Raw genomic sequence first — 22,319 nt, 5'->3', positions numbered from 1 at the left:
GTAATCGCGTATAGCGTGACCGTTGTCTGGTCCAGCTCATCGTACGGTTAGCTGTTCGTCGGAGCGTCTCTGTATGGCCAGTCGTTCGGTGCAGCAGAACCGTATGATGGGTCGGTGCATATTCTTGGAGACATTCCCCTCGTGGGGACGATGCCCTCATTAGTCAATGGTGTTGTCATCATTCTGGTGTGGGCTTTCTTCTTCGTGTCGACGGCACGCGCCCGCAGTGCTGGTTATGCCACGCGGCTGGCGTGTGTGGTGCTCGGCGGGGTAACGACGGTGACTGCATTGGTGTGGTTCGTCCTGGAAAAGACCTGGAAGCCGTTTGGTGGCGGGACCGCTATTGGGGTGTATGTGGCAGGTTGGTCCCTCATCGTTTTGATTGGCCTCGCGATTGGATCATATTGTGCCCGGGGCCGAACCCGGTTGGTGCCGTGGCTGAAGAGGCCGCGTGCGACGGAGCCGCGCCCCGGCCGTCCGCAGTTGTGGTCGTCGTTTAGGTGGAAGCCGGTGTTGCGCGTGGTTGGTGCGTGTGTTGCGTTTGTCTGTGGCGCAGCTGCCTGCGTTAATGTGGTGAATAACAGTTTTGCTCTATATCCCTCGGTCGATTCTCTGGTTGGCCCGGAGCCGTACACCACCGCTCAATATGCTGATGTCAAGGGAACGTCGGCCCCGTTCAGTCCGCCTCGGGGCAGTACGATTGCCGGAGCGTGGAGTGGGGTTTCACCACGGAAGAAGGGTGTGCTTGTTCCGTTTATGATTCCGTCGCCGGTATCCCGTTTTCAGACGACGGAATCTCAGGTTTATCTACCACCGGCATACTTCGCGAATCCAAGGCCATTGTTACCTGTCGTTGTTCTGATGAATGGTCTGCCGGGGTCCCCGTCACAGTGGTTTGAGATCGGCAACGCGGGCCGGACTCTTCATCATTTCGAGCGCGTTCACCACGGTTTGGCACCTGTGATTGTTGCGATTAACACGACCGGTAATGATGATGAGGATTTAGGGTGCTTTGACACAAAGAAAGCCAAAGTGCAGACGTATATGGATACCGACGTCCCGCAACAAATACAAAAGTATTTTCAGGTGTCGAATGATCCGACCCAGTGGGCCATCGGTGGACTGAGCTATGGCGGAACATGTGCGCTCCAGGCGATCGTCAATAATCCGGAGCCGTATCGCTATTTTCTCGATTTTTCGGGCGACCGCACCCCAGGAACGATGTCGGCACAAGGGAACGCGGATACGTATTTTGAGGGAAATCTCAATGCTTATCTACGGGTTAATCCGGAAGATATCCTAAAAAGAAGAAAATTCACGGGTATTAAGGGTGTCTTCGTTGCCGGCCAGTCGGACAAGTCGTCGGTTCGAGATTTGACGTATATGAATGGGTTGGCTCAGCGCGTTGGAATTGAGTCATCATTTCGTGAGGTTCCTGGGGGCCACGATTTTGGTACCTGGCGGCTGGCTTTGGTTCTCACTCTTCCCGATGTTGCCCGAGCTACGCGGTTAATCGGTTAGCAATTAACCGGTGAAGGGACTAATCGGTGAGGGGCTAATCGGTGGGGGGATTGTCGCTGCACAGCGCGGTAAATCTCCATTGTGGGGATATGAATCGGGTTTTCGGGTTCAGGGGAGTAACATACCGGGCCATGCGCCCTGAACTCTCTTCATATGAGCACCTTTCCGCGGGAAAGGTTCGCGAAAATTATGAAATTGACGACGACACTTTGTTGATGGTGGCGTCGGATCGTGTTTCTGCGTTCGACTATATTCTGGATACCCAAATACCGGATAAGGGCAGAATCCTTACGGCAATGAGCACGTTCTTTTTTGAGCAGCTCGATATGCCGAATCATTTGGTTGGCCCTGTTGATGATGAGCGGATTCCAGAGGAAGCGTTGGGCCGTGCATTAGTGTGCGAAAAGCTAAAGATGATTCCGTTCGAGTGCGTCGCCCGGGGATATCTGACTGGTTCTGGCTTGAAGGAATACAACGAAACCGGCCGGGTATGTGGCATTGAGCTTCCCGAGGGCCTAGTTGAGGGCTCGAAGCTGCCGAAACCCATTTTCACTCCCGCGACAAAGGCGGAGTTCGGCAGCCACGACGAAAATGTTGATTACGACTACGTTCTCGAGCATTTGGGGGAGCGTCGCGCGGAAACTATCCGTGACGCAGCATTGTCGCTCTATTCCCAAGCCGCTTCTATTGCCGACGAAGGTGGCCTGATCCTGGCCGATACCAAATTCGAGTTCGGCGTGGATGCTGACGGAAACGTGAAATTGGCGGATGAAGTGCTCACCCCCGATTCGTCGCGGTATTGGCCCAAGGAAGGGTACCGCGAGGGCCACCGTCAACCCAGTTTTGATAAGCAGTATTTGCGTAACTGGTTGATCGGTCCGAAGTCGGGATGGTCACGTGAATCCGGAGTACAACCACCAGCGCTACCGGGGTCGATCGTGGAGGCCACCCGCGACAAGTACGTGGAGGCCTACGAACGCGTATCGGGATTGAAGTTCGCTGACTGGATTGGTCCGTCAGCCTAAGACTCGTCACCTTAAAACTTGTCGGGCACGCTATACGCCCAGCTCATTCCTACTTTTCGACGCCGTCGCATGATCGTGTCCGGGGTGAACAGTAGGGTGGTGGCTATGTCTCACGTTGATGATGCTCATAACACCACTCATCCACCACGCAACGTAGCCTCCGCGGAGCCTGACGGGGGTTCCCTCCAGTACGGGCCCTCGGGTGTGCCGATCCCTCCGACGGCGCATATCCATCCGACTAAGCGCTCGCATCACGGGCATGATGTCGTCGATAACTACGAATGGTTGAGGGATAAGGAAAGCCCTGAGACTTTGGCGTATCTTCGGGCCGAAAACGAGTACACGGAAGCCCGAACTCGTGATTTAGCTCCTCTACAGGACTCTATTTTCCACGAGATTAAAAGTAGGACGCAGGAGACGGATTTATCCGTTCCTGTTCGTTCGGGGGATTGGTGGTATTACGGCCGTAGCCTTGAGGGGAAGAGCTACGGGATATCCTGTCGTGTTCCAGCATCCGCGACGGGGGACAAAACAAAGGATTGGACTCCACCGGCAATTGATGCCGAGTCAGCGCCCGACAATGAACAGATCATTCTTGATTCAAATGTCTTGGCCGAGGGTGCGGAATTCTTTTCGCTCGGTGCATCGAGTGTTTCAGTGGACGGAAATTTCCTGGCTTATTCCACGGACACGACGGGTGATGAGCGGTTTGACCTGCGTATTAAGGATCTCCGGACAGGTGAGCTTCTCGACGACGCTATTGATGGCATCGGTTATGGTGCCACCTGGGTCGGATCGGAATGGTTATTTTATGAGCGTGTCGACGACTCCTGGCGTCCGCACGAGGTCTGGCGTCACCGCGTTGGCACCTCTACGGACCAGGACGTGTGTATCTTCCGCGAGGATGACGAGCGCTTCTGGGTTGGGTGTGGAACAACTCGCTCGGAGAAGTATCTTTTTGTCGAAGTCGGATCCAAAATCACCTCAGAAGTGTGGTTCCTCGACTTGGGGGCTACCGGTGATGGGGAGTCCATGACGGTTGACCCTCAGCGTGTGACGAGTGAGTTGCAATGTATCTTGCCGCGAAACACAGGGGTGCAATATGACGTTGATCACGCCGTTATCGGTGGGGCAGACCGTTGGATAGTGCTGCATAACGCGCATGGCCCAGACTTTGAACTCGGTATGGCCAGTGCTTCGCCACTGACCAGTCTGGATGACCTGGACGTCGTAATCCCTCACCAGGAAGGCCGTCGAATCGAGGGGATGGATGTATTCGCGGAGCACATGGTTGTGGGCTACCGCGAGAACGCCATTAACAAGTTGGGGCTCTTTTCTTTTGCCGACGGTACTGTCGGGAATCTTGAGCCTATCGATTTTGACGAGGAACTGTACAGCGCCGGCACGGGGGGAAATGCCGAGTGGGAATCCCCCTATATCCGCATGGCGTATGAGTCCTTTGTGACTCCCGGCCTGGTTTTTGACTACGACCTGGCTACAGGCGAACGCTTGGTACGCAAGCAGCGGATAGTAAAGGGCGGATATAACCCGTCTGATTATGTAGCGCGCCGGATGTGGACGACGGCGCGGGACGGTGCGAAAGTCCCGGTCTCGTTGATTTATCGAGCGGACCTTGAAGGGAAGACAGACCTCGAAGGGAAGGACGGCGCTCACCACTCCAGCACCCAGAACGACGACGCTGCCCCCACCGACGGGCCACACCCGACGATTCTTTACGGCTACGGATCCTATGAAGCGTCGATGGACCCCGCGTTTTCTATCGCCCGTTTGTCTTTGCTCGATAGAGGCATTGTGTTCGCTATTGCGCATGTTCGGGGTGGCGGAGAGATGGGTCGATCCTGGTACGACAACGGCAAAACGCTGGCGAAGAAGAACACATTCTATGACTTCATCGACGTTGCGGATGACTTGACCAGCCGGAACGTGACGGACAATAAGCACATGGTCGCTCTTGGGGGATCGGCCGGTGGATTACTAATGGGTGCTGTTGCCAATATGGCAGGAGATCGGTTCGCCGGGATTGAAGCTGTTGTCCCGTTCGTAGATCCCCTGACGTCGATCCTCATGCCGGAGCTTCCGTTGACCGTGATTGAATGGGATGAATGGGGAGACCCTCTTCATGATCCCGAGGTGTACGACTACATGGCGTCATATGCCCCTTATGACAATGTGTCGGCAGAAAACACCTATCCGCCTATTCTCGCGTTGACCAGTCTGAATGATACTCGAGTGTTATACGTGGAACCCGCTAAGTGGGTTGCTAAAATTCGCGCGACCATTCCGGAGGCTGATGTTTGCCTGAAGACCGAGATGATTGCGGGTCACGGTGGGGTGTCTGGACGCTATGAGCAGTGGAAACAAACCGCGTTTGAATATGCCTGGATGATTCGCCGCGTGGGCGTCGTCGAGGATGCTGCCGAATAAACCCTGTCACGCTCGAAACTGAGCTGCGCCATGGCTGAGCAACTGTGTGCTGAGCGTGACCAGCTCATCGAGGGGCATCGTTTTACCATCCGAAATCCACTGACGGTACATATCCAGCGTGCCGGCTACCAGAAAAGTATTGATGGTATTTTGCTGTTCGCGGGAAAGATGAGCATACGGATTATGCCGTGCTCGATTATGAACAAGATTCATATGAAAGAAACGTTCGGCATAGTGCCGATACTCAGGAGAGACCACCAGCTGTTCAAATAAGGGTCCCTGCCGTGCCGCGAAGTCGAAAAACACGCGGTTGATGTCGGCAATAGTCATTGTTGGTGGAATTGAATCAATAGTCTCTGCATAGTCTTGCTTCATTGATTCCAATTCCTCGCGGAAGAGTTCGTCCACCGAGTTGTAATGCAAGTAAAACGTTTTTCTGTGAATATTTGCGCGTCGCGTAATTTCCGCGACAGTAATTCTATGCGGAGGTTTTTCGCAGACGAGCTCTTCTAAAGCACGATGTATAGCCGCTTGCGTTTTGACAACACGACGATCGACATGAGCCTGGGGTTGGCCATGTTCTACGGAGCTGTCACGCGAATCGTCACGTTCGGCAGCGTTGGTCATCGGGCCTCCATCATCACCACGTGCATAATCACCACTTCGGCATAGAGTGTTGATTATTCGACACATACATCTTTTGTGTTCATTGTGCATGATGGTTCGTTGTGTGAAGCTGACTACCACCGCGTGATAGGAGGTCACCATGTCAGCTTCACAACCAAATACAAGCTCTCAGTCAGATCGACGTCGTACTGATCGATCCATACCCGACGTCTTTCGTGAAGCCTTTGACCACGACTATTCGCCGTTGGAATCTTCAGCGCGAGTGGGCGACGAATTTAGCCAGATCACCGACCGGTTTGCTTTTGGCGACATGTGGGAGGCCAGTGGGCTCGATGACCATCGAAAAGTCTTGGTCAGTGTGGCATGCGTGGCCACGGGTGGCGGCGACGAACTATCCGCATTATTGGGAGCAGGTCTTCGCTTAGGTGTCTATGCCGAAGAGCTGCAGGAGGTTTTCCACCAAATAGCGCCCTATGTAGGGATCAGTCGCGCCCGCCACGGACTACGGGAGCTAGACAAACTCGTCGACGCTCCCGTCGGTATCCAATCGACGGTGAACGAGGGCGACCGTTTGAACAAGGGAATTGCCGCGCAAAAAGCAATGTTTGGCGACGGAATTGACGCTATGCGTGACAATGCACCTGAGGATGAGCGTTTCATTCAAGACGCTTTGTCGGCCTATTGTTTTGGTGACACCTACACCCGGAAATCGCTAAGCCTTGCTGACCGGGAATTATTGACGTGGGTGGCCATCATTTCCTTAGGTGGATGTGACCCTCAAGCCCGGGCTCACGTTTCGGGGAACCTCGCAGTGGGGAATGATCGCGCAATTCTCTTGGGTGCCTTGGCGGTCTGCGTGCCTTGGATTGGTTTCCCGCGGAGCCTTAATGCCTTAGCCGCGATTAATAGCCAGACGAAAAACGATGATGCAGAAAACGATGACAAGGAGTCTTAACCATGAAAATCACCGATAAAGTTGAATTCGACAAAGTCAATAAGTTCGGCACGGGCGAATCCAACGATACTTTTGCCGAATATTTTGTGGGGAAGTCATTTTTGCAACCTATTGCCCAGCTTGATGAGGCGCACGTGGGAATTGCCAATGTAACCTTTGAACCGGGGTGCAGGAATAACTGGCATATCCACCACGCTCGTAGCGGTGGTGGCCAGATCTTGATGTGCACCGCGGGAGAAGGCTGGTACCAGGAAGAGGGCAAGGCTGCCGTTAGTATGACGGAGGGTTCCACGGTGGTGATTCCGCCGAATGTGAAGCATTGGCATGGCGCTAAGGCGGATAGCTGGTTTTCCCATATCGCTATCTCGATACCTGGGGAGGAGACCAGCAATGAGTGGTTGGAGCCCGTCTCGGACGAGGAGTATCAATCCCTCACTTAGTGGCAGCCGGGTGTTCTGGTTCGGGGGTAATCTTTTCGATAATGATTACCCACACAGGGTAGCCCCGCTGTACCATCTCAGCTCATGAGCTCCTCTCCAGTTCGGATCGTCGAACCCAAAAAAGAGAAAAAAGATAAGTCCCACTGGCTTTATATCTCTGTCATTGTTGCCGTTCTTGCGGGCGTCATTCTGGGCCTCGTTGCTCCAGACGTGGCGGTTAAATTCGAGTTATTAGGAAAACTCTTCGTTGCGTTGATCAAGATGATGATCGCGCCCGTTATCTTCTGCACAATTGTGCTGGGGATCGGTTCTGTCCGAGCAGCAGCCTCGGTGGGGCGAGCCGGCGCCATTTCGTTGGTATATTTCATCGTCATGTCAACGTTTGCCCTGGCCATAGGGCTCATCGTCGGCAATATTGTTAAACCGGGATCGAGCTTGGCTATGCCAGAGGCTGGGTCGGGGATGTCGTTCGTCGATAACAATAAAGAATCTGCTCATGGACTGAGTGGGTTCGTTATGTCCGTTATTCCGGACACGTTATTCTCTTCACTGACCAGTGGTTCTGTTCTTCAGGCCTTGTTCATTGCCCTCCTGTGCGGCTTTGCTATCCAGTCGATGGGAAGAGCTGGGGAGCCTTTATTATCGGCCATTGCTCAGATTCAAAAGCTTGTTTTTAAAGTTTTGATGATGGTCCTGTGGACAGCCCCTGTCGGTGCATTCGGCGCTATTTCCTGGGTTGTGGGGTCCACCGGTTTCGATGCAGTGAAGCAACTTGTTTTGTTGATGCTGTGCTTCTATGTGACCTGCGTCATTTTCATTTTCGGCGTTTTGGGTCTGGTTCTCTATACCTTCACCCGTTTCAATATCTTCAAGTTAGTGAAATATTTAGCCCGCGAGTACCTCCTCGTTTTTGCGACGTCGTCGTCAGAGTCTGCGCTGCCCACGTTGATTCGCAAGATGGAGCACGTAGGTGTCGATAAATCAACCGTGGGCATCGTTGTTCCGACCGAATATTCGTTTAATTTGGACGGCACGGCAATTTACCTCACGATGGCGTCGATTTTTATTTCCGACGCTATGCACAAACCCCTTAACTTGGGTGAGCAAATTGGGCTTTTGGTTTTCATGATGATTGCCTCGAAGGGTGCTGCCGGCGTTTCGGGTGCTGGATTAGCAACATTGGCTGGTGGACTGCAGGCACACCGGGCTGAGCTGTTGGATGGGGTTGGAATCATCGCTGGTATTGACCGCTTTATGTCCGAGGCGAGGGCTTTGACCAACTTCGCCGGCAATTCTGTGGCAACGCTGGTCGTGGGCGTCTGGACCCATACGGTTGATAGAAACCGTGTCAATGCCGTGTTGTCCGGGGAGATTCCGTACGTGGAGACTCCGGAGGATATGGAGTCGGACGTCAACCTGCGTAATCCTTCCGTGAAGAACCCCGCCGACAAACTCCAGCCCACGCCTCAGGTGAATGTTGACGACTATCAGCGCGCCTAAATATTCTGAGGTGCCCGCGGCTAAATCCGCTTAGATACACACAAATACTTAAGCGTAATGCACGTATTTTGCCCCCAGTCGCGCGTACTCTGGGGGTATGAGTATTTATGACATCCCAGTAACGACGATCGACGGTAAAGAAACAACGATGCGCTCGTGGGAGGGCCATGTTCTTTTAATTGTGAACGTTGCTAGCGAATGTGGTTTCACTCCACAGTATGAGGCCCTGGAGCACATTTTCGAGGAATACGCGGCACGGGGCTTTTTCGTCATCGGCGTTCCGTGCAACCAGTTTGGTGAGCAAGAGCCCGGCTCGAATGAGGAGATCAAGGAGTTCGCGTCGTCGAAATTTGGTGTGACATTCCCGTTACTGAGCAAGACGGACGTGAATGGTGACAATGAGCACCCGTTATACACAGAGCTGAAGAAAACCGCTGATAAAGATGGCGAAGCAGGCGACGTAAAGTGGAACTTTGAAAAATTTGTTCTGTCGGATTCGGGGGAGGTCTTGGGCCGGTTCCGCAGCGATGTAGACCCAGAAGATGATGACCTACTGGATCTGATTGAGGATAACCTCCCTCTCTAGCTGGCTTTTCAATTGGTTGAGTTCTCCAACTATTCGGTAATGTTGTTGGTGGTGTAGTCAACTGACCGGATAGGGAGCGCCACTGTGGCTCGAGTTGTTGTCAATGTCATGCCGAAGACTGAGATTTTGGATCCGCAGGGGCAAGCGGTTCTGCGCGCGTTGGGGCGAATCGGGGTGAATGGGGTTCGCGACGTCCGCCAAGGCAAGCGGTTTGAACTTGATGTCGACGGTTCAGTATCGGATGAGGAGCTGGACCGGTTGGCATCGACGCTATTGGCCAATACCGTCATTGAGGATTATGACGTTGTTACCGAGCGTGTCGACGATTCAGCTGCCACCCCCGTCACTTCAACCAGCGCGAATGAGGGGGCTCACTAATGCCACGTATTGGTGTGGTGACATTTCCCGGCACCCTTGACGACGGCGATGCTGCGCGCGCTGCCCGCTTGGGCGGCGCCGAGGTGGTCCGTTTATGGCATGCCGACGCTGATCTGAAAGGCGTCGATGCTGTTATCGTGCCGGGCGGTTTTTCGTATGGTGACTATCTCCGAGCGGGCGCTTTGGCAAGCTTGGCGCCTGTGATGGGTGAGGTCGTGCGTCGAGCCCACCAGGGGCTCCCCGTACTAGGTATTTGCAACGGGTTCCAAATTTTGCAAGAGGCAGGCCTTCTTCCAGGAGCGTTAACCAGGAATAAGGGTCTGCATTTTCATTGTGTGGACACGTATTTGCAGGTGGAACGCACGTTTACTCCGTGGACTGCCGGGTTCACCCAAGGCCAGAAGATTCTGGTGCCAGCAAAGCATGGTGAGGGCCGCTTTCAAGCGCCCACGGACACGATTTCGCAGTTGGAAGATGAAGGTCGCGTCGTCTTTCGGTACACCGATAATTTTAATGGCTCGGTGAATGCAATTGCCGGGGTTTCCAGTGCCGACGGTCGCGTTGTGGGGCTCATGCCGCACCCGGAGCACGCGGTGGAATTGCTGACTGGCCCCTCAACGGATGGGTTAGGTTTGATTCATTCGGTTCTTGATTCGGTGGGAGTGTAAGTGATGGTGAACCAAACGAATAAGACTGACATAACTACCGAGGATGACCAGATGCCGACGTCCACAGAAAGTGCGCGCACCGACGCAGAGGCTGATAATGCGGTCGAAAGTTTTACGGCTGCTCAGGTCAATGACACGGTTGCCGCCGCATTGGCAGAGCCAGATGCGTCGCAGCCCTATGCGTCGTTGGGCTTAAAGGACGACGAATACGCTCGAATTAAAGATATTTTAGGCCGGCGGCCCACCGATGCGGAATTAGCAATGTATTCCGTCATGTGGTCGGAGCACTGTTCATATAAGTCCTCCAAAGTGCATCTTCGTTACTTTGGCGAAACGATGACAAAGGAAATGTCGTCGAAAATTCTGGCCGGTATTGGCGAAAACGCCGGTGTGATTGACATTGGCGACGGTAACGCGGTCACCTTCCGCGTGGAATCCCATAATCACCCCTCATATGTTGAGCCGCATCAGGGTGCAGCCACGGGCGTCGGCGGAATTGTTCGCGACATTATGGCCATGGGTGCCCGTCCGATTGCCGTCATGGATCAGCTGCGTTTCGGTCCCGCCGATGCGGCGGACACCCAGCGCGTCCTTCCCGGCGTGGTTGACGGTGTGGGCGGTTATGGTAACTGCCTGGGCTTGCCGAATATTGGTGGTGAAACCGTGTTCGACGAGTCCTATGCCGGAAACCCCTTGGTGAACGCTCTGTGTATTGGGACGCTGAAAGTGGACGATCTCAAACTGGCCTTCGCCTCTGGTAAGGGGAACAAAGTGATGCTCTTTGGTTCCCGAACGGGATTGGATGGCATTGGTGGAGTGTCTGTCTTAGCATCAGACACTTTTGAAGATGGTGCCGAGCGGAAGTTGCCGTCAGTTCAGGTGGGTGATCCTTTTGCCGAAAAGGTCCTCATCGAATGTTGCTTGGATTTGTACCACGCCGGGATTGTCGTGGGGATTCAGGACTTGGGTGGTGCGGGATTATCCTGCGCCACTTCTGAGCTGGCTGCTGCAGGGGATGGCGGCATGGAGGTCAACCTCGACGCGGTGCCGCTGCGTGCGGAGCACATGACCGCGGCCGAGATCCTTTCATCGGAGTCCCAGGAACGTATGTGTGCCGTCGTGACTCCGGAGAATGTTGATCGTTTCCGGGAGATCTGTGCCCATTGGGATGTGAGCTGCGCCGAAATCGGTGAGGTCACGGATGGTGATCACCTGGTTATTCGTCATCATGGCCAGGTTGTGGTGGATGCACCGGCGCATACGATTGCACATCAGGGCCCCGTGTACGACCGTCCCTATGAGCGCCCCGATTGGCAAGATGAGCTGCAAGAACCGGGTGTAGAGGCGAAGGGGTTTGCTCGTCCTCAGGGTGCCGACGAATTGCGCGACACGTGGCTGCGCATGATTGCTTCCCCCGCGTTGTGTTCGCGCGCGTTCATCACCGAACAGTACGACCGGTACGTCATGGGTAACACAGTGGAGGCTCAGAACGCCGACGCTGGAGTCCTGCGTATCGATGAAACAACAGGCCGCGGTGTCGCTGTATCGGCGGACGCGTCGGGGCGGTACACGAAGCTCGACCCGAACATGGGGGCCCGCTTGGCCTTGGCGGAGGCCTACCGCAATGTTGTTGTGACGGGCGCTCGTCCCGTGGCCGTGACTAACTGCCTGAACTTTGGTTCACCGGAGGACCCCGCCGTGATGTGGCAGTTCCGTGAGGCTGTGCATGGCCTCGCCGATGGTGCTCGTGAGCTGGGTATTCCCGTGTCGGGCGGCAACGTGTCGTTCTACAATCAGACAGGTTCGGAGGCGATCTTGCCGACGCCACTCGTTGGTGTTGCGGGCGTCGTGACCTCGGTGGATCACCACATCAACCACCTCCTAGGGGGCTTGATGACGGAACGCTCAGCCTTCCTGGAGAGCGAATCGGGTACCGGCGATGAGTCGTTAACGTCATCCAATGACCAGTTCGAAGAGCTGTATCTCCTGGGTGAGACCCATGATGAGCTGGGTGGTTCCATCTGGCAGCAGGTTGAGCACAATGCCTTGTCGGGACTTCCCCCGCAGGTTGATTTGGCAGCGACGTCGGCGTTGGCTGATTTCTTCTGCGACCAAGCAGATCCCGATACTCCGCGGGTCGTCACTGCCGCGCACGACCTCTCCGAAGGAGGACTCGCCCAGGCCTTGGCCGAATTGGCGATGACTTCTGGCGTGGGCATGGACGTGGATGTCACCAACGTCCACGCGGATCCCTGTGTCGCGCTGTTTTCGGAATCAGCCAACCGAGTCGTGGTCGCTTGCGCCCGTGGAGATGGCGATAAACTAGTTTCCCTTGCAAAACGCTGTGGCATTCCTGTGGTGCGGTTAGGTTCCGTGACATCACTCGCATGTGGATCTTCACAGGAAACGTCCGCCCAGGTGAGGGTTAAGGTAAGCGCTGATCGTGCGGATGAGATCACGCTTCCCGTGACAGAATTAAGAGAGGCCTGGACAAGCACATTACCTAAGCTCTTTGCTCACGCAGCGGGTGCGAATTCTGTGGTGGAATAGGATATTTCACTTTTTCTGGGAAGAATATCTAAGTTTTCCGTGACAGATATTCTGAAGGTTATTTTTCCAAACCTCCCAGCGGAGAATACTTGAGTATAAGCCATGACATTTCATGCGCTGTATACCAGTAAGTCCAAGAATCCGAGTATCGAGACTGGCTCCTTCGCACCGACGGCACAGCCATCTCAACCCCGTGCCGTCGCCGGGGGAGTCTCCGTTGGCGAAACCCACCCCGCTTTGTCCACGTTGAATTCCCGTGCCATGTCGGAGAACTCAGCTGACTTCCGAGTGTCCACCATCGCACAGGAGACCGCACTCGCCGCGCCGGGTGACTCAGCTCAGGGGAAAGCTGGGTCCTATAACCCAACAGATCCGCGCCAGACCACAGTGGAGATCGTCATTCCCGTGTACAACGAGGCGACGTCCTTGCCCACGTCCGTCACTCACTTGGTAAAGAGCCTGTCGAGCCTGGTGCCATTCACGACGATGGTCACGATTGCTGATAATGCGTCCATTGATAACACGTGGATTGTTGCGGGGGAGTTGGAGCGCCAGCTGCCGTCGGTTCGTCGGGTTCACTTGGACCAAAAAGGCCGAGGGCGGATGCTGAAGAAGGTGTGGTTGGAGTCGCAATGTGATGTTGTGGCTTATATGGATGTAGATCTCTCAACCGATTTGCATGCTTTGCTTCCGTTATTAGCGCCTTTGGTTTCTGACCATTCCGATATTGCTATTGGTTCACGGTTAGCTCGCTCAGCCAATGTTGTTCGTGGTTCAAAACGTGAGTTTATCTCGCGGACATATAACCACATGCTTCGTCTCATGATGTCAGCACACTTTTCTGACGCCCAGTGTGGTTTTAAAGCAATGCGTACCGACGTTGCCCGCGCCATTCTGCCTCATGTTGAAGACCCGAATTGGTTCTTTGATACCGAAGTGTTGCTCCTCGCAGAAAAAGCTGGGTACCGGATTCATGAGGTCCCCGTAGATTGGACCGATGACCCTGATTCGCGCGTTAATGTCGTCGAAACTGCATTACAGGATTTACGCGGAATGTGGAGAGTGAGACGAAATATTGCGTCTCATCGGATTAATCTCGATTCATTCCGCCGCTCTTCGAGAGCATCTGAGCCTCCGGTGTTGGAGGGGGTGACGGGTCGGCCGGATCCCAAGCAAAGTTTTTTAGGCATGTCTGGCGATTCGGCATTGTCGGAATCGCCTCGACGGTAGCGTATGCCGTTCTCTACTTGGCTTTCTCGGCGTTTTTGCCTGCACAAGTAAACAATTTTCTTTGCCTTCTGATCACTGCAGTTCTAAATACTGCTGCCAATAGGGCATTCACCTTTGGCATATCTGGCCGAAAAAACGTGGCCAAAGATCAGCTGAGCGGTTTGTTTATTTTTGTTGTGTGTTGGTTGGTCACGTCGTTATCCCTCGTGGGCTTGTCGTGGGTGAATCCTGATGCCTCGGCAACGACAGAGTTGATCGTCTTGACAGTGGCCAACGTCGTCGCCACAGTCATCCGTTTTGTTGCTTTACGTGCGTACTTCTATTCATTCCGACACCGACGTCGCATCGGCAGCGGAAGGTAAACCACGTGTTAACGGAAGCAAAATGGCAGACATATACGACAGGAAAATATCCATTGCAGGGTGCGTTCAATCGGATTCCTAGGAAGTTGTTGGGTTCACGAAAAGACCGTGTAATGACCCGCTGGATTAAAGAATAAGGAAATTCACATGAAACATGATGAAGTGTGCAGATGGTGTGGAAATGATGTGGTGAGAATGAGGAGAATGAAATGACGATGAGTATGGTGAAAGGAGCTGGTGGCAGTCATAGTGAGACAAAAAATCACAGACAGCATCACGCCAACGTTCCGCAGGGTCCGAAAACACAAGATAGAAACAAAAAGTCGGGGATTTGTTCCGAGGTTCAGGGCTTCCCGCGCGGAAAAGAGTTGGCTGGATTCATAGCCTTAGTAATAGGCTCAGCATTTCTTTTCGTGTGGGAACTGGATAACAACAGCTATGGCAATGACTTTTATGCTGCTGCTAGCCAAGCTGGGTCGAAGAATTGGACCGCATTTCTTTTCGGTTCATCGGACTGGGGTAACACAATTACCGTGGATAAAACTCCACTATCTTTGTGGCCTTCGGCATTAGCCATCAAGATTTTTGGGTTAAATTCTTGGTCCGTCCTGGTGCCATACGCCCTTCTTGGTGTGGGTTCCGTTGCCGTCCTGTGGGCTACGGTCCGTCGCTATGCCGGGTCGACAGCGGGCTTTGTGTCGGGGATCGTGCTGGCCACCACCCCAGTCGCGGTGCTGATGTTCCGCTTCAATAACCCCGACGCGATGCTCGTCCTCCTCATGACATGTTCTGTTTGGGCGGCCATGCGCTGCGTGGAGAGCGGTAAATGGCGCTGGGCTGTGTTAACCGGCGTCTTCGTCGGTCTCGGCTTCTTGGCTAAGCAGGGCGAAGTTTTGTTGATCATTCCTGCGCTCGTCGTCCTCTTAGCGGTGGTTTCCCCGCGTTCCTGGAAGGTCAAGCTGGGGCAAAGCCTTGCCACCGTGGCCGCCATGGTCGTCTCCGCTGGCTGGTACATCGTGGCAGTGGCTGTGTGGCCATCATCGTCACGGCCCTATATCGGTGGCTCGACCAATAACTCTATTTGGGAATTGACCCTCGGATATAACGGATTCAGCCGGCTCAGCGGCAACGGCAGTGCCCCCGGCGGTGGCGCAGGTGGTAGTCCCGATGGCGCCGGCCAAGGGGTCAGTTCTGGTTCCGACGCTGTTCAGGGCGCAGCCTCTGCTGCCAGTAACGGCATGGCACAGGCTGGGAACTCGGGGCAGATGGCAAACATGCCGCAAGGCGGATCCCCGGGAGGTGGTGGCCACGGTGGCCCGACGTTCTCTGGTGAACCGAGCATCCTCCGCCTGTTTAACCAACAGTTAGGTGGCCAAGCTACGTGGCTATTCGTTGCAGCGCTGATCGCCCTCGTGATGGGGATAGTCCTGTGCGGGCGAGCACCGCTAAAAAATACGAAGCGTGGCCTGTACATCGGGCTCGGCGTCTGGCTGCTCATGTGTGCCGGGACGTTCAGCTTCATGGAGGGCACGATGCACCAGTACTACACCGTGGCTATGGTTCCTCCGATGGCTGGACTGGTCGGCATGGGCGCTGCCGATGCATGGCAGCACCGTGATCGCCTGTGGGTTCGTGCTGTGAGCGCCGTCGCTATCCTCGCGTCCGGTGTGACGGGATTCGGTGTCCTTCGTCGTGCGTCCGATTCATTCCCGACGTGGTTACCGTGGGCTATTCTCGTCGCCACGGTCATCGGTGCAGCGGGATGGTTCGCTTTGCCGTGGGTGTCCACGGCAGGAGCTCGTCGGCACGCTGATGGATCCGCGTCTTCGACGCTTTCCACACGTGCTTTGTCGTTCCGAGTGGGCGTCGTCGGTATTGTCGCAGCCGCGATGCTTGCGGGGCCGAGTGCGTACAGTGCGTACACCATCGCTCACGCAAATACCGGTTCGGTCGTCGCAGCTGGGCCGAAATCTGATTCCGGCATGGGAGGCCCAGGTGGTGGCGGTCTCGGCGGCCAAGGTGGCGCCGACGGACAAGGTTCCGATGGACAAGGTTCCGATGGACAATCTGGTGCCAACGGCCAAGATGGTGCTTCCTCGCCTGGCCAGGCGCCCAGTAATGGTCAGAACGGTGGCCGTGGCGGTGCTGCTCCGAATGGCGGCGGAACTCCACCGAACGGTGGCAATGGTCAGGGCATGCCTGGGGGGCCTGGCGGTGCTGGCACGACGACGGATAAGTCAAGTAACAGTATGCCGGGCGCTTCGCCGAATGGATCAGGTTCGCCGAATGGATCAGGTGGGTCGTCGGCTTCAGCTGGTAAGCAGGGTGGAGCGTCGTCGCCGGGTGGTCCGGGTCAGATGACTGTCAGTGAGACTCTGAAAAACAAGCTGAAAGAAGATTCCGGTAAGTATAAGTGGTCCGCGGCGACGATTGGTTCGCAAGGTGCAGCCAGCTACCAGTTGGCTACTGATACGGATGTTATGCCTATCGGTGGTTTCAGCGGTAGTGATGATGCTCCTACGTTGGATCAGTTTAAGAAATTGGTATCGGAGAAAAAGATTCACTTCTTCATTGCTGATTCCGGTCAGGGCGGTGCACCTGGTGGGAACAGTGAGATCACGTCGTGGGTGAAGGAACACTTCACTGCTACTTCCATCGACGGTGTGACCGTTTATGACCTCACTCAAGAGAAGAGCTCATAAAGCTCAGTGATTGCAGGCATTTGAGATGGGCACTCTGGGGGCCGCTTCAGGCGCCCCTGCCGGCGTCCCGGGGTTGCCCTGGTTTTAGGGAATCGACGCCGTCACAGCCCCGAATTTCTTCCTCGGGTGTTATTGAACGCGTTATTGAATCCGTCGCGATATCGGATTGTGCGGCACAAGCGGGTGGGGGGAGTACTCGGCGCGCAGATTACGGAGTGTTTCTGCGTGTTCGGCCAGGCGCTTATCTTCTTCCGTGGTGGGAGTGAAGTGGCGTGCAGTCAGTGGGTTACCGTCCTCATCGATTCCCATATAGGCGGCTGAGGCGTGGATCGCTAGTTTCATCCCGCTGCGGCCTTCCCGCGGGTCGCCAGCATAAACGTGAACACTAGTTTGCATGGAACGCGTATCGGTGCGGATGATTCGGGCGTCGGCTTCAATAAGGTCTCCGATCTGGATCGGCCGATAGAACCGGATTCCTCCCGCATAGACCGCGACAGTGCGATGCCCAGCGAATTCCATTGTGCAGGCGGTGGCTGCTTCGTCGATCCATGCCATGGCGGTGCCGCCGTGGACTTTGCCACCCCAGTTGACATCTTGTGGTTTAGCCATAAAGCGGGTGACCAGCTCAGGGGCCGTCGAATTGTCGGTATATGTTTGTTTCAGCATCTCCTCTTCGATAGCTTTGCGGAGATCAACGCGGGAGAGGGCGGCGTCCCGAACTCGGATCTCTTCCTCTGTGGTGGGTGTCCAGGTGGGGACGGGTATGGATTTTCCGTGCTCGTCCAAAGCGACGAAGATGACCAGGCAGTCGCAGGCGCGGCTAAACGATCCGTCACGCGGGTCGGCGGAATAGACTTCGTTGACAATGTGCATCGACGATCGCCCTGTGTAGGCGATGGTGGATTTCACCTCGACGAGATGCCCGGATGGTATCGGGCGGGTGAAGTGGATGTGCCCGACGTATGCCGTGACGCAGTAGGCTCCGGACCACCCGACAGCGCACGCGTAGGCAGCTTTGTCGATCCACTCGAGAACGCGCCCACCGTGGACGCCCATCGCACCCGCGAGCAGGATGTCGTTGGGGGCTGCAAGGAACCGCAGTGTGACGCTATTGTTGCGTCGGCCAGTCGCGTGGGGCTTCTCGGCAGTCTTTCCACGTTCTTCGGTGTCAGTGGTGTGTTGTGTGTCCTTAGTTGTCATGGTTTCCTTCGTCGATGCTTCGATGTTTATGTGTATCCCGCAAAAACGGGCAGCGAACAATCGGGCAGTGAACTACGTAACTCTTGCATTGTAAGGGTTGGCAGTACAGTTAGTGCGTGACTAAGAGAATTGATGCGCAGCAACTAGTGGCGGACCTGGAACAGGTAAGGCCCTGGGCGACGGATCCGCAGAACGTAGAACGCCCTCCTCGGAGTGTGATTGCCCGAGCGGTCCGCGCGAGCCTAAAAGCGTTAGAGGCTGACGCGCCGGGCCATAGCGTGGAAGTTCGTGTTCCTCCATTTGCGGCTGTGCAGTGCATCGAGGGGCCACGGCATACTAGGGGAACTCCGCCCAATGTGGTGGAAACCGACGGCCTCACGTGGATTCAGCTCGCACTGGGGATTGTGGAGTGGGAGAGTTGCAGTTCCGAGGTGGAATTCTCAGGTTCTCGTGCGGCGGAGGTGTCGCGCTGGTTGCCTCAGGTCCGGTAGTGGTCGGATAAAGCCTGTTGCCGGCGGAACTTTCCCGCGGTTACGCTCCATGCAACTCCGTTTCTCCATCCGTATCGCGCAATCTCGCGGCCCCACGCGCCTTTGCACTCCGCATCGTGGCGATTGAGTTGGGATTTAGTTGGGAAAACCAGCAATTGTTATTACAGTGGGAGTCGTGTCGCGCACTGATTGTGTAGATCCGTGGTGTGTAGAGGCCGATGCCCCCACCTCGAGCGAGCCGTTCACGACCAGGCCCTGGGGGGCCGATTCCGGTGTACCTAGTGGGGGATTCGCACCAATCAACCTCGATGATCGCGGTGAAACCGAGCCGCGCGAAGAATGTGGCGTTTTCGGGGTCTACGCGCCAGGGGAGGAGACGGCAAAGCTCACCTACTACGGTTTGTACGCTCTGCAACACCGGGGACAAGAAGCAGCGGGGATCGGTGTCGGAGATGGGCAGCAAATTCTGGTCTTCAAAGATCTCGGCTTGGTATCGCAAGTTTTCGATGAGCCCACCTTGTCGGCCCTCAGAGGCCATGTGGCCATCGGCCACACGCGATATTCCACGGCTGGCGGTGTCCGTTGGGAGCATGCCCAACCCATGTTCCGCACGGCGCGCAGCGGTGGCGACGTCGCCCTCGGACATAACGGAAACCTCATCAATCAGGGCGAGTTGCGCCGGGAAGCGGCAGCATATGGCTTGATTGACCCCGCGTCGGACCCGACCGACTCCGACGTCATGTGCGCGTTGCTCGCGTACTACCACGATGAGGACACCTCGTTGGTCCAGTCGGCTCAGGAGCTTCTTCCCCGTCTTCGTGGCGCCTTCTGTCTGACATTCACCGATGGCGAAAAGCTCTACGCCGCTCGCGATCCCCACGGTGTGCGCCCCCTCTGCCTGGGTCGCCTGGAACGCGGCTGGGTTGTGGCGTCGGAAACTTGTGCCCTGGATATCGTCGGTGCTCGCTTCGTCCGAGAGGTCGAGCCGGGAGAATTTCTTATTATCGACGACGACGGCGTGCATTCGCACCATTTCGCCCGCGCGCAGCACCGCGGGTGCGTGTTCGAGTATGTGTATTTGGCCCGCCCGGATTCGACGATCCGCGGCCGCGCAGTCAATGCGACGCGCGTGGAAATTGGCCGGCGTCTCGCCGAGGAAGCTCCGGTGGAGGGCGATTTGGTGATCCCCGTGCCTTCATCGGGGACACCGGCGGCCGTTGGTTATGCGCAAGGTTCGGGCATTCCTTTCGGAGAGGGGCTGACGAAAAACGCCTATGTGGGCCGCACGTTTATTGAGCCCTCGCAGACCATCCGTCAGTTGGGTATCCGCCTGAAGCTCAACCCGTTACGCGAAGTTATCCGTGGGAAAAGGCTGATCGTTGTCGACGATTCCATCGTGCGAGGCAATACCCAGCGCGCCTTGGTGAAGATGCTTCGCGACGCTGGAGCGGCCGAGATTCATGTTCGCATTGCTTCTCCGCCGGTAAAGTGGCCATGTTTTTATGGGATCGACTTTGCTTCCCCAGACGAACTGGTGGCTAATGACTTTGATCCAGACGATGTCGTGGAGGGAGTGCGTGCCTCGATCGGCGCGGATTCCCTGGCCTACGTGTCGGTGGAAAACATGGTGGCCGCGTCACGCCAGCAGAGATCGGAACTGTGTTGCGCCTGCTTCGATGGCCATTACCCACTCGGGTTACCCGATATTGGCCGCAAGGCGGGTGCGGTGCGTGACCTGCAAGAACACACCGCGCCGGGCGGACTCTGAGCGGGCGATGGGCTCTGGCCAAGCGGCGGTGGGCTAGGCGGTGACGGTAGCGGTGGTGCTGGCAGTCGAAACCCTCCGTGTACGTGTGTGACACGCTTAGTTTCATGTTGATCGCGTTGTCGTGACGATAATCGTGATTAATTGCCCAAGGTTATATTAATTTTAGTGAGACCGACATTTATTTAGCGAGGAAGCGATATACACAATATGAATGCTCATGAGGTAGACAACACGGAGAGTGGCGACGATACATCGGCGGCTCCTTCCGAGGGCACATCGTATGCCCAGGCGGGTGTGGATATCGAGGCAGGGGACAGGGCTGTTGAGCTATTTGCACCATTAGCCAAGAAGGCGACTAGGCCAGAGGTTCGTGGTGGCCTAGGTGGTTTTGCCGGGCTTTTTGCGTTGGGCAAATATAAGGAGCCTCTGTTGGCTGCCTCATCGGACGGTGTGGGTACGAAGCTCGCTGTGGCCCAGGCGATGGATAAGCATGACACGATTGGCCAGGATCTGGTGGCGATGGTCGTCGATGATCTTGTAGTGTGCGGTGCGGAGCCTCTGTTTTTGCAGGATTATATCGCCATCGGCAAGGTGATTCCGGAGCACGTGGCGCAGATCGTCGGCGGTATTGCTCAGGGCTGTCAGATGGCGGGGTGCGCGTTGCTGGGTGGTGAGACCGCCGAGCATCCCGGTGTGATGGAGCCTGGTGAGTACGACATTTCCGCGACCGGTGTGGGCGTCGTGGAGGCGGCGGATGTGTTGGGGCCCGATAAGGTCCGGGATGGTGATGTCATTATTGGAATGGCATCGTCGGGGCTTCACTCGAATGGATATTCGCTGGCCAGAAGGATTCTGCTGGAGGACGCCGGCCTACCGCTTGATGGGGTTGTCGAAGAGCTTGACCGGCCATTGGGCGAGGAGCTTCTAGAGCCGACGCGGATCTATGCGTTGGATTGTGTAGAGCTTATTCAGGAGTGCGAGACACACACGTTGTGCCATGTGACCGGTGGCGGACTCGCGGGCAATATGGCGCGTGTGATTCCGGACGGGCTGGTCGCGGAGATGGATCGGGCGTCGTGGACGCCGAATCCGATTTTCCGGTTGATCGCGGAGTTGGGCTCTGTGTCGGACGCAGAAATGGAGAAGACGTTCAACATGGGTGTCGGTATGGTCGCCGTGGTGAGCGCGGATGAGGCCGATCGTGCTCAGGCGCTGTTGACCGCTCGCCATGTGGACTGTTGGACCTTAGGCCGGGTGCGTGTTGCGGGCGATGGTGAGCAGGACCGCGCGGTTCTGGTCGGGGATCACCCGCAGGCGTAGGTCGGGGTAAAACGCGGAAAGTGTGCCCGATCATCTGGGCATACGAAAATGGCCAGCTCAGCTGTGCCGCGCTGGCCTAGGTTTTCGTCGGGTTGTTCTGGGGGTGAGGTGTGCTGGACGTGTCCAGGAAAGACGCCCCCAGTAGTAGTTAGCGCCAGTCGTCTTCGTCGGGCTCGTCTTCTGCCCAACGATCCCACTTGTCGTGGGAGTCTTCTTCTTCCCGTTGTCCGGTCAGTTCACGCTGGAGGCGCTCGAGGTCCATCTCAGGTGAGTTGTACTTCAACTGACGTGCTACCTTGGCTTGCTTTGCCTTGGCGCGGCCGCGACCCATGGTCTGACCCCCTTGGGTTAGCGGGCCGGTGCGGTAATCCTGCGCCGGCCCATGACGAGTTCATAGTTTCTTCCTGTCCATACCCTACCGGTTCTGAACGAAAAATTCTGCATAGGGGGACGCGATGTCGCCGAATTGCGCTGTTATTGCAGCGCACAGGGCCCTTATTGGCTAGAAATTCGGGGTAGGTGCCCGGAGTGTGAAGGCATGGGGCGCTGCG

At 55.8% G+C, this 22,319-nt stretch carries 19 protein-coding genes; 16 read left to right on the top strand and 3 right to left on the bottom strand.

What is annotated here, in order from left to right; translation table 11 throughout:
- Positions 1 to 114 precede the first annotated feature (114 nt).
- From I6J23_RS01735 to I6J23_RS01725, 3 genes are all read left to right on the top strand, one after another.
- Positions 115 to 1,521 (top strand): alpha/beta hydrolase, encoded by a 1,407-nt coding sequence (locus I6J23_RS01735; protein WP_204582284.1) that lies wholly within the window; start codon positions 115 to 117, stop codon positions 1,519 to 1,521.
- A gap of 131 nt (positions 1,522 to 1,652) precedes the next feature.
- Positions 1,653 to 2,546, top strand: coding sequence for a phosphoribosylaminoimidazolesuccinocarboxamide synthase (locus I6J23_RS01730; RefSeq protein ID WP_204582283.1), 894 nt, complete (start codon positions 1,653 to 1,655; stop codon positions 2,544 to 2,546).
- A gap of 105 nt (positions 2,547 to 2,651) precedes the next feature.
- Positions 2,652 to 4,991 carry a S9 family peptidase gene (locus tag I6J23_RS01725; RefSeq protein WP_239454945.1) on the top strand — a complete coding sequence of 780 codons (2,340 nt, stop codon included), beginning with the start codon at positions 2,652 to 2,654 and terminating at the stop codon, positions 4,989 to 4,991.
- 6 nt (positions 4,992 to 4,997) lie between these two features.
- Here I6J23_RS01725 and I6J23_RS01720 read toward each other — a convergent pair whose 3' ends face one another.
- Positions 4,998 to 5,618: a TetR/AcrR family transcriptional regulator gene (locus I6J23_RS01720; protein ID WP_204582282.1), complete on the bottom strand. Its 621-nt coding sequence runs from the start codon at positions 5,616 to 5,618 to the stop codon at positions 4,998 to 5,000.
- Positions 5,619 to 5,757: 139 nt separating this feature from the next.
- Between I6J23_RS01720 and I6J23_RS01715 the strand changes: the two genes are divergently transcribed.
- From I6J23_RS01715 to I6J23_RS01675, 10 genes are all read left to right on the top strand, one after another.
- Complete coding sequence (locus tag I6J23_RS01715) at positions 5,758 to 6,573, top strand: carboxymuconolactone decarboxylase family protein (RefSeq protein ID WP_204582281.1); 816 nt, start codon at positions 5,758 to 5,760, stop codon at positions 6,571 to 6,573.
- Between the two features lie 2 nt (positions 6,574 to 6,575).
- Entirely contained in the window at positions 6,576 to 7,013 is a 438-nt protein-coding gene (locus tag I6J23_RS01710; RefSeq protein ID WP_204582280.1) for a cupin domain-containing protein, read from the top strand.
- Between the two features lie 84 nt (positions 7,014 to 7,097).
- A complete protein-coding gene (locus I6J23_RS01705) occupies positions 7,098 to 8,513 on the top strand; it encodes a cation:dicarboxylate symporter family transporter (protein ID WP_204582279.1) in 1,416 nt (471 codons plus the stop codon).
- Between the two features lie 97 nt (positions 8,514 to 8,610).
- The gene (locus I6J23_RS01700; protein ID WP_046202017.1) at positions 8,611 to 9,099 is read left to right on the top strand and encodes a glutathione peroxidase; all 489 of its coding nucleotides are present in this window, start codon (positions 8,611 to 8,613) and stop codon (positions 9,097 to 9,099) included.
- 84 nt (positions 9,100 to 9,183) lie between these two features.
- On the top strand, positions 9,184 to 9,477 hold the full coding sequence (purS, locus tag I6J23_RS01695; protein ID WP_046202018.1) for a phosphoribosylformylglycinamidine synthase subunit PurS: 294 nt from the start codon (positions 9,184 to 9,186) through the stop codon (positions 9,475 to 9,477).
- A complete protein-coding gene (gene purQ, locus I6J23_RS01690; protein ID WP_204582278.1) occupies positions 9,477 to 10,145 on the top strand; it encodes a phosphoribosylformylglycinamidine synthase subunit PurQ in 669 nt (222 codons plus the stop codon). Before purS ends, purQ begins: the two co-directional genes overlap by 1 nt.
- 150 nt (positions 10,146 to 10,295) lie before the next feature.
- Positions 10,296 to 12,695: a phosphoribosylformylglycinamidine synthase subunit PurL gene (gene purL / locus I6J23_RS01685; RefSeq protein ID WP_204582850.1), complete on the top strand. Its 2,400-nt coding sequence runs from the start codon at positions 10,296 to 10,298 to the stop codon at positions 12,693 to 12,695.
- Between the two features lie 102 nt (positions 12,696 to 12,797).
- Positions 12,798 to 13,925 carry a glycosyltransferase gene (locus I6J23_RS10885; RefSeq protein ID WP_430516396.1) on the top strand — a complete coding sequence of 376 codons (1,128 nt, stop codon included), beginning with the start codon at positions 12,798 to 12,800 and terminating at the stop codon, positions 13,923 to 13,925.
- Between the two features lie 17 nt (positions 13,926 to 13,942).
- A complete protein-coding gene (locus I6J23_RS10880) occupies positions 13,943 to 14,287 on the top strand; it encodes a hypothetical protein (protein WP_373369132.1) in 345 nt (114 codons plus the stop codon).
- Positions 14,288 to 14,502: 215 nt separating this feature from the next.
- Positions 14,503 to 16,989 carry an ArnT family glycosyltransferase gene (locus tag I6J23_RS01675; protein WP_204582277.1) on the top strand — a complete coding sequence of 829 codons (2,487 nt, stop codon included), beginning with the start codon at positions 14,503 to 14,505 and terminating at the stop codon, positions 16,987 to 16,989.
- A 141-nt stretch (positions 16,990 to 17,130) separates the two neighbouring features.
- Here I6J23_RS01675 and I6J23_RS01670 read toward each other — a convergent pair whose 3' ends face one another.
- Positions 17,131 to 18,189, bottom strand: a complete 1,059-nt coding sequence (locus I6J23_RS01670; RefSeq protein WP_046202020.1) for an acyl-CoA thioesterase — start codon at positions 18,187 to 18,189, stop codon at positions 17,131 to 17,133.
- 116 nt (positions 18,190 to 18,305) lie between these two features.
- Between I6J23_RS01670 and I6J23_RS01665 the strand changes: the two genes are divergently transcribed.
- The 3 genes from I6J23_RS01665 (at position 18,306) to purM (ending at position 21,768) form a co-directional block, all read left to right on the top strand.
- On the top strand, positions 18,306 to 18,680 hold the full coding sequence (locus I6J23_RS01665; RefSeq protein ID WP_082089951.1) for a sterol carrier family protein: 375 nt from the start codon (positions 18,306 to 18,308) through the stop codon (positions 18,678 to 18,680).
- A 298-nt stretch (positions 18,681 to 18,978) separates the two neighbouring features.
- Positions 18,979 to 20,448, top strand: a complete 1,470-nt coding sequence (gene purF / locus I6J23_RS01660; protein ID WP_239455016.1) for an amidophosphoribosyltransferase — start codon at positions 18,979 to 18,981, stop codon at positions 20,446 to 20,448.
- A 207-nt stretch (positions 20,449 to 20,655) separates the two neighbouring features.
- Positions 20,656 to 21,768 carry a phosphoribosylformylglycinamidine cyclo-ligase gene (gene purM / locus I6J23_RS01655; protein ID WP_204582275.1) on the top strand — a complete coding sequence of 371 codons (1,113 nt, stop codon included), beginning with the start codon at positions 20,656 to 20,658 and terminating at the stop codon, positions 21,766 to 21,768.
- A gap of 148 nt (positions 21,769 to 21,916) precedes the next feature.
- Here the strand turns inward: purM and I6J23_RS01650 are convergent, their stop codons facing one another.
- On the bottom strand, positions 21,917 to 22,099 hold the full coding sequence (locus I6J23_RS01650) for a DUF3073 domain-containing protein (protein ID WP_012731053.1): 183 nt from the start codon (positions 22,097 to 22,099) through the stop codon (positions 21,917 to 21,919).
- Between the last annotated feature and the right edge of the window lie 220 nt (positions 22,100 to 22,319).

This window comes from Corynebacterium kroppenstedtii, from assembly GCF_016894245.1.
Taxonomy (GTDB): Bacteria; Actinomycetota; Actinomycetes; order Mycobacteriales; family Mycobacteriaceae; genus Corynebacterium.
The sequence above is the reverse complement of the archived record's forward strand: the minus strand, read 5'-3'. Positions and strand labels throughout refer to the sequence as shown.

Bases quoted from the DNA above. Each gene is read 5' to 3' on its own strand.
- I6J23_RS01730 (WP_204582283.1), top strand. From the start codon at position 1,653: ATGCGCCCTGAACTCTCTTCATATGAGCACCTTTCCGCGGGAAAGGTT.
- I6J23_RS01725 (WP_239454945.1), top strand. From the start codon at position 2,652: ATGTCTCACGTTGATGATGCTCATAACACCACTCATCCACCACGCAAC.
- I6J23_RS01720 (WP_204582282.1), bottom strand. From the start codon at position 5,618: ATGACCAACGCTGCCGAACGTGACGATTCGCGTGACAGCTCCGTAGAA.
- I6J23_RS01715 (WP_204582281.1), top strand. From the start codon at position 5,758: ATGTCAGCTTCACAACCAAATACAAGCTCTCAGTCAGATCGACGTCGT.
- I6J23_RS01710 (WP_204582280.1), top strand. From the start codon at position 6,576: ATGAAAATCACCGATAAAGTTGAATTCGACAAAGTCAATAAGTTCGGC.
- I6J23_RS01705 (WP_204582279.1), top strand. From the start codon at position 7,098: ATGAGCTCCTCTCCAGTTCGGATCGTCGAACCCAAAAAAGAGAAAAAA.
- I6J23_RS01700 (WP_046202017.1), top strand. From the start codon at position 8,611: ATGAGTATTTATGACATCCCAGTAACGACGATCGACGGTAAAGAAACA.
- purQ (WP_204582278.1), top strand. From the start codon at position 9,477: ATGCCACGTATTGGTGTGGTGACATTTCCCGGCACCCTTGACGACGGC.
- I6J23_RS10885 (WP_430516396.1), top strand. From the start codon at position 12,798: ATGACATTTCATGCGCTGTATACCAGTAAGTCCAAGAATCCGAGTATC.
- I6J23_RS01675 (WP_204582277.1), top strand. From the start codon at position 14,503: ATGAGTATGGTGAAAGGAGCTGGTGGCAGTCATAGTGAGACAAAAAAT.
- I6J23_RS01670 (WP_046202020.1), bottom strand. From the start codon at position 18,189: ATGACAACTAAGGACACACAACACACCACTGACACCGAAGAACGTGGA.
- purM (WP_204582275.1), top strand. From the start codon at position 20,656: ATGAATGCTCATGAGGTAGACAACACGGAGAGTGGCGACGATACATCG.
- I6J23_RS01650 (WP_012731053.1), bottom strand. From the start codon at position 22,099: ATGGGTCGCGGCCGCGCCAAGGCAAAGCAAGCCAAGGTAGCACGTCAG.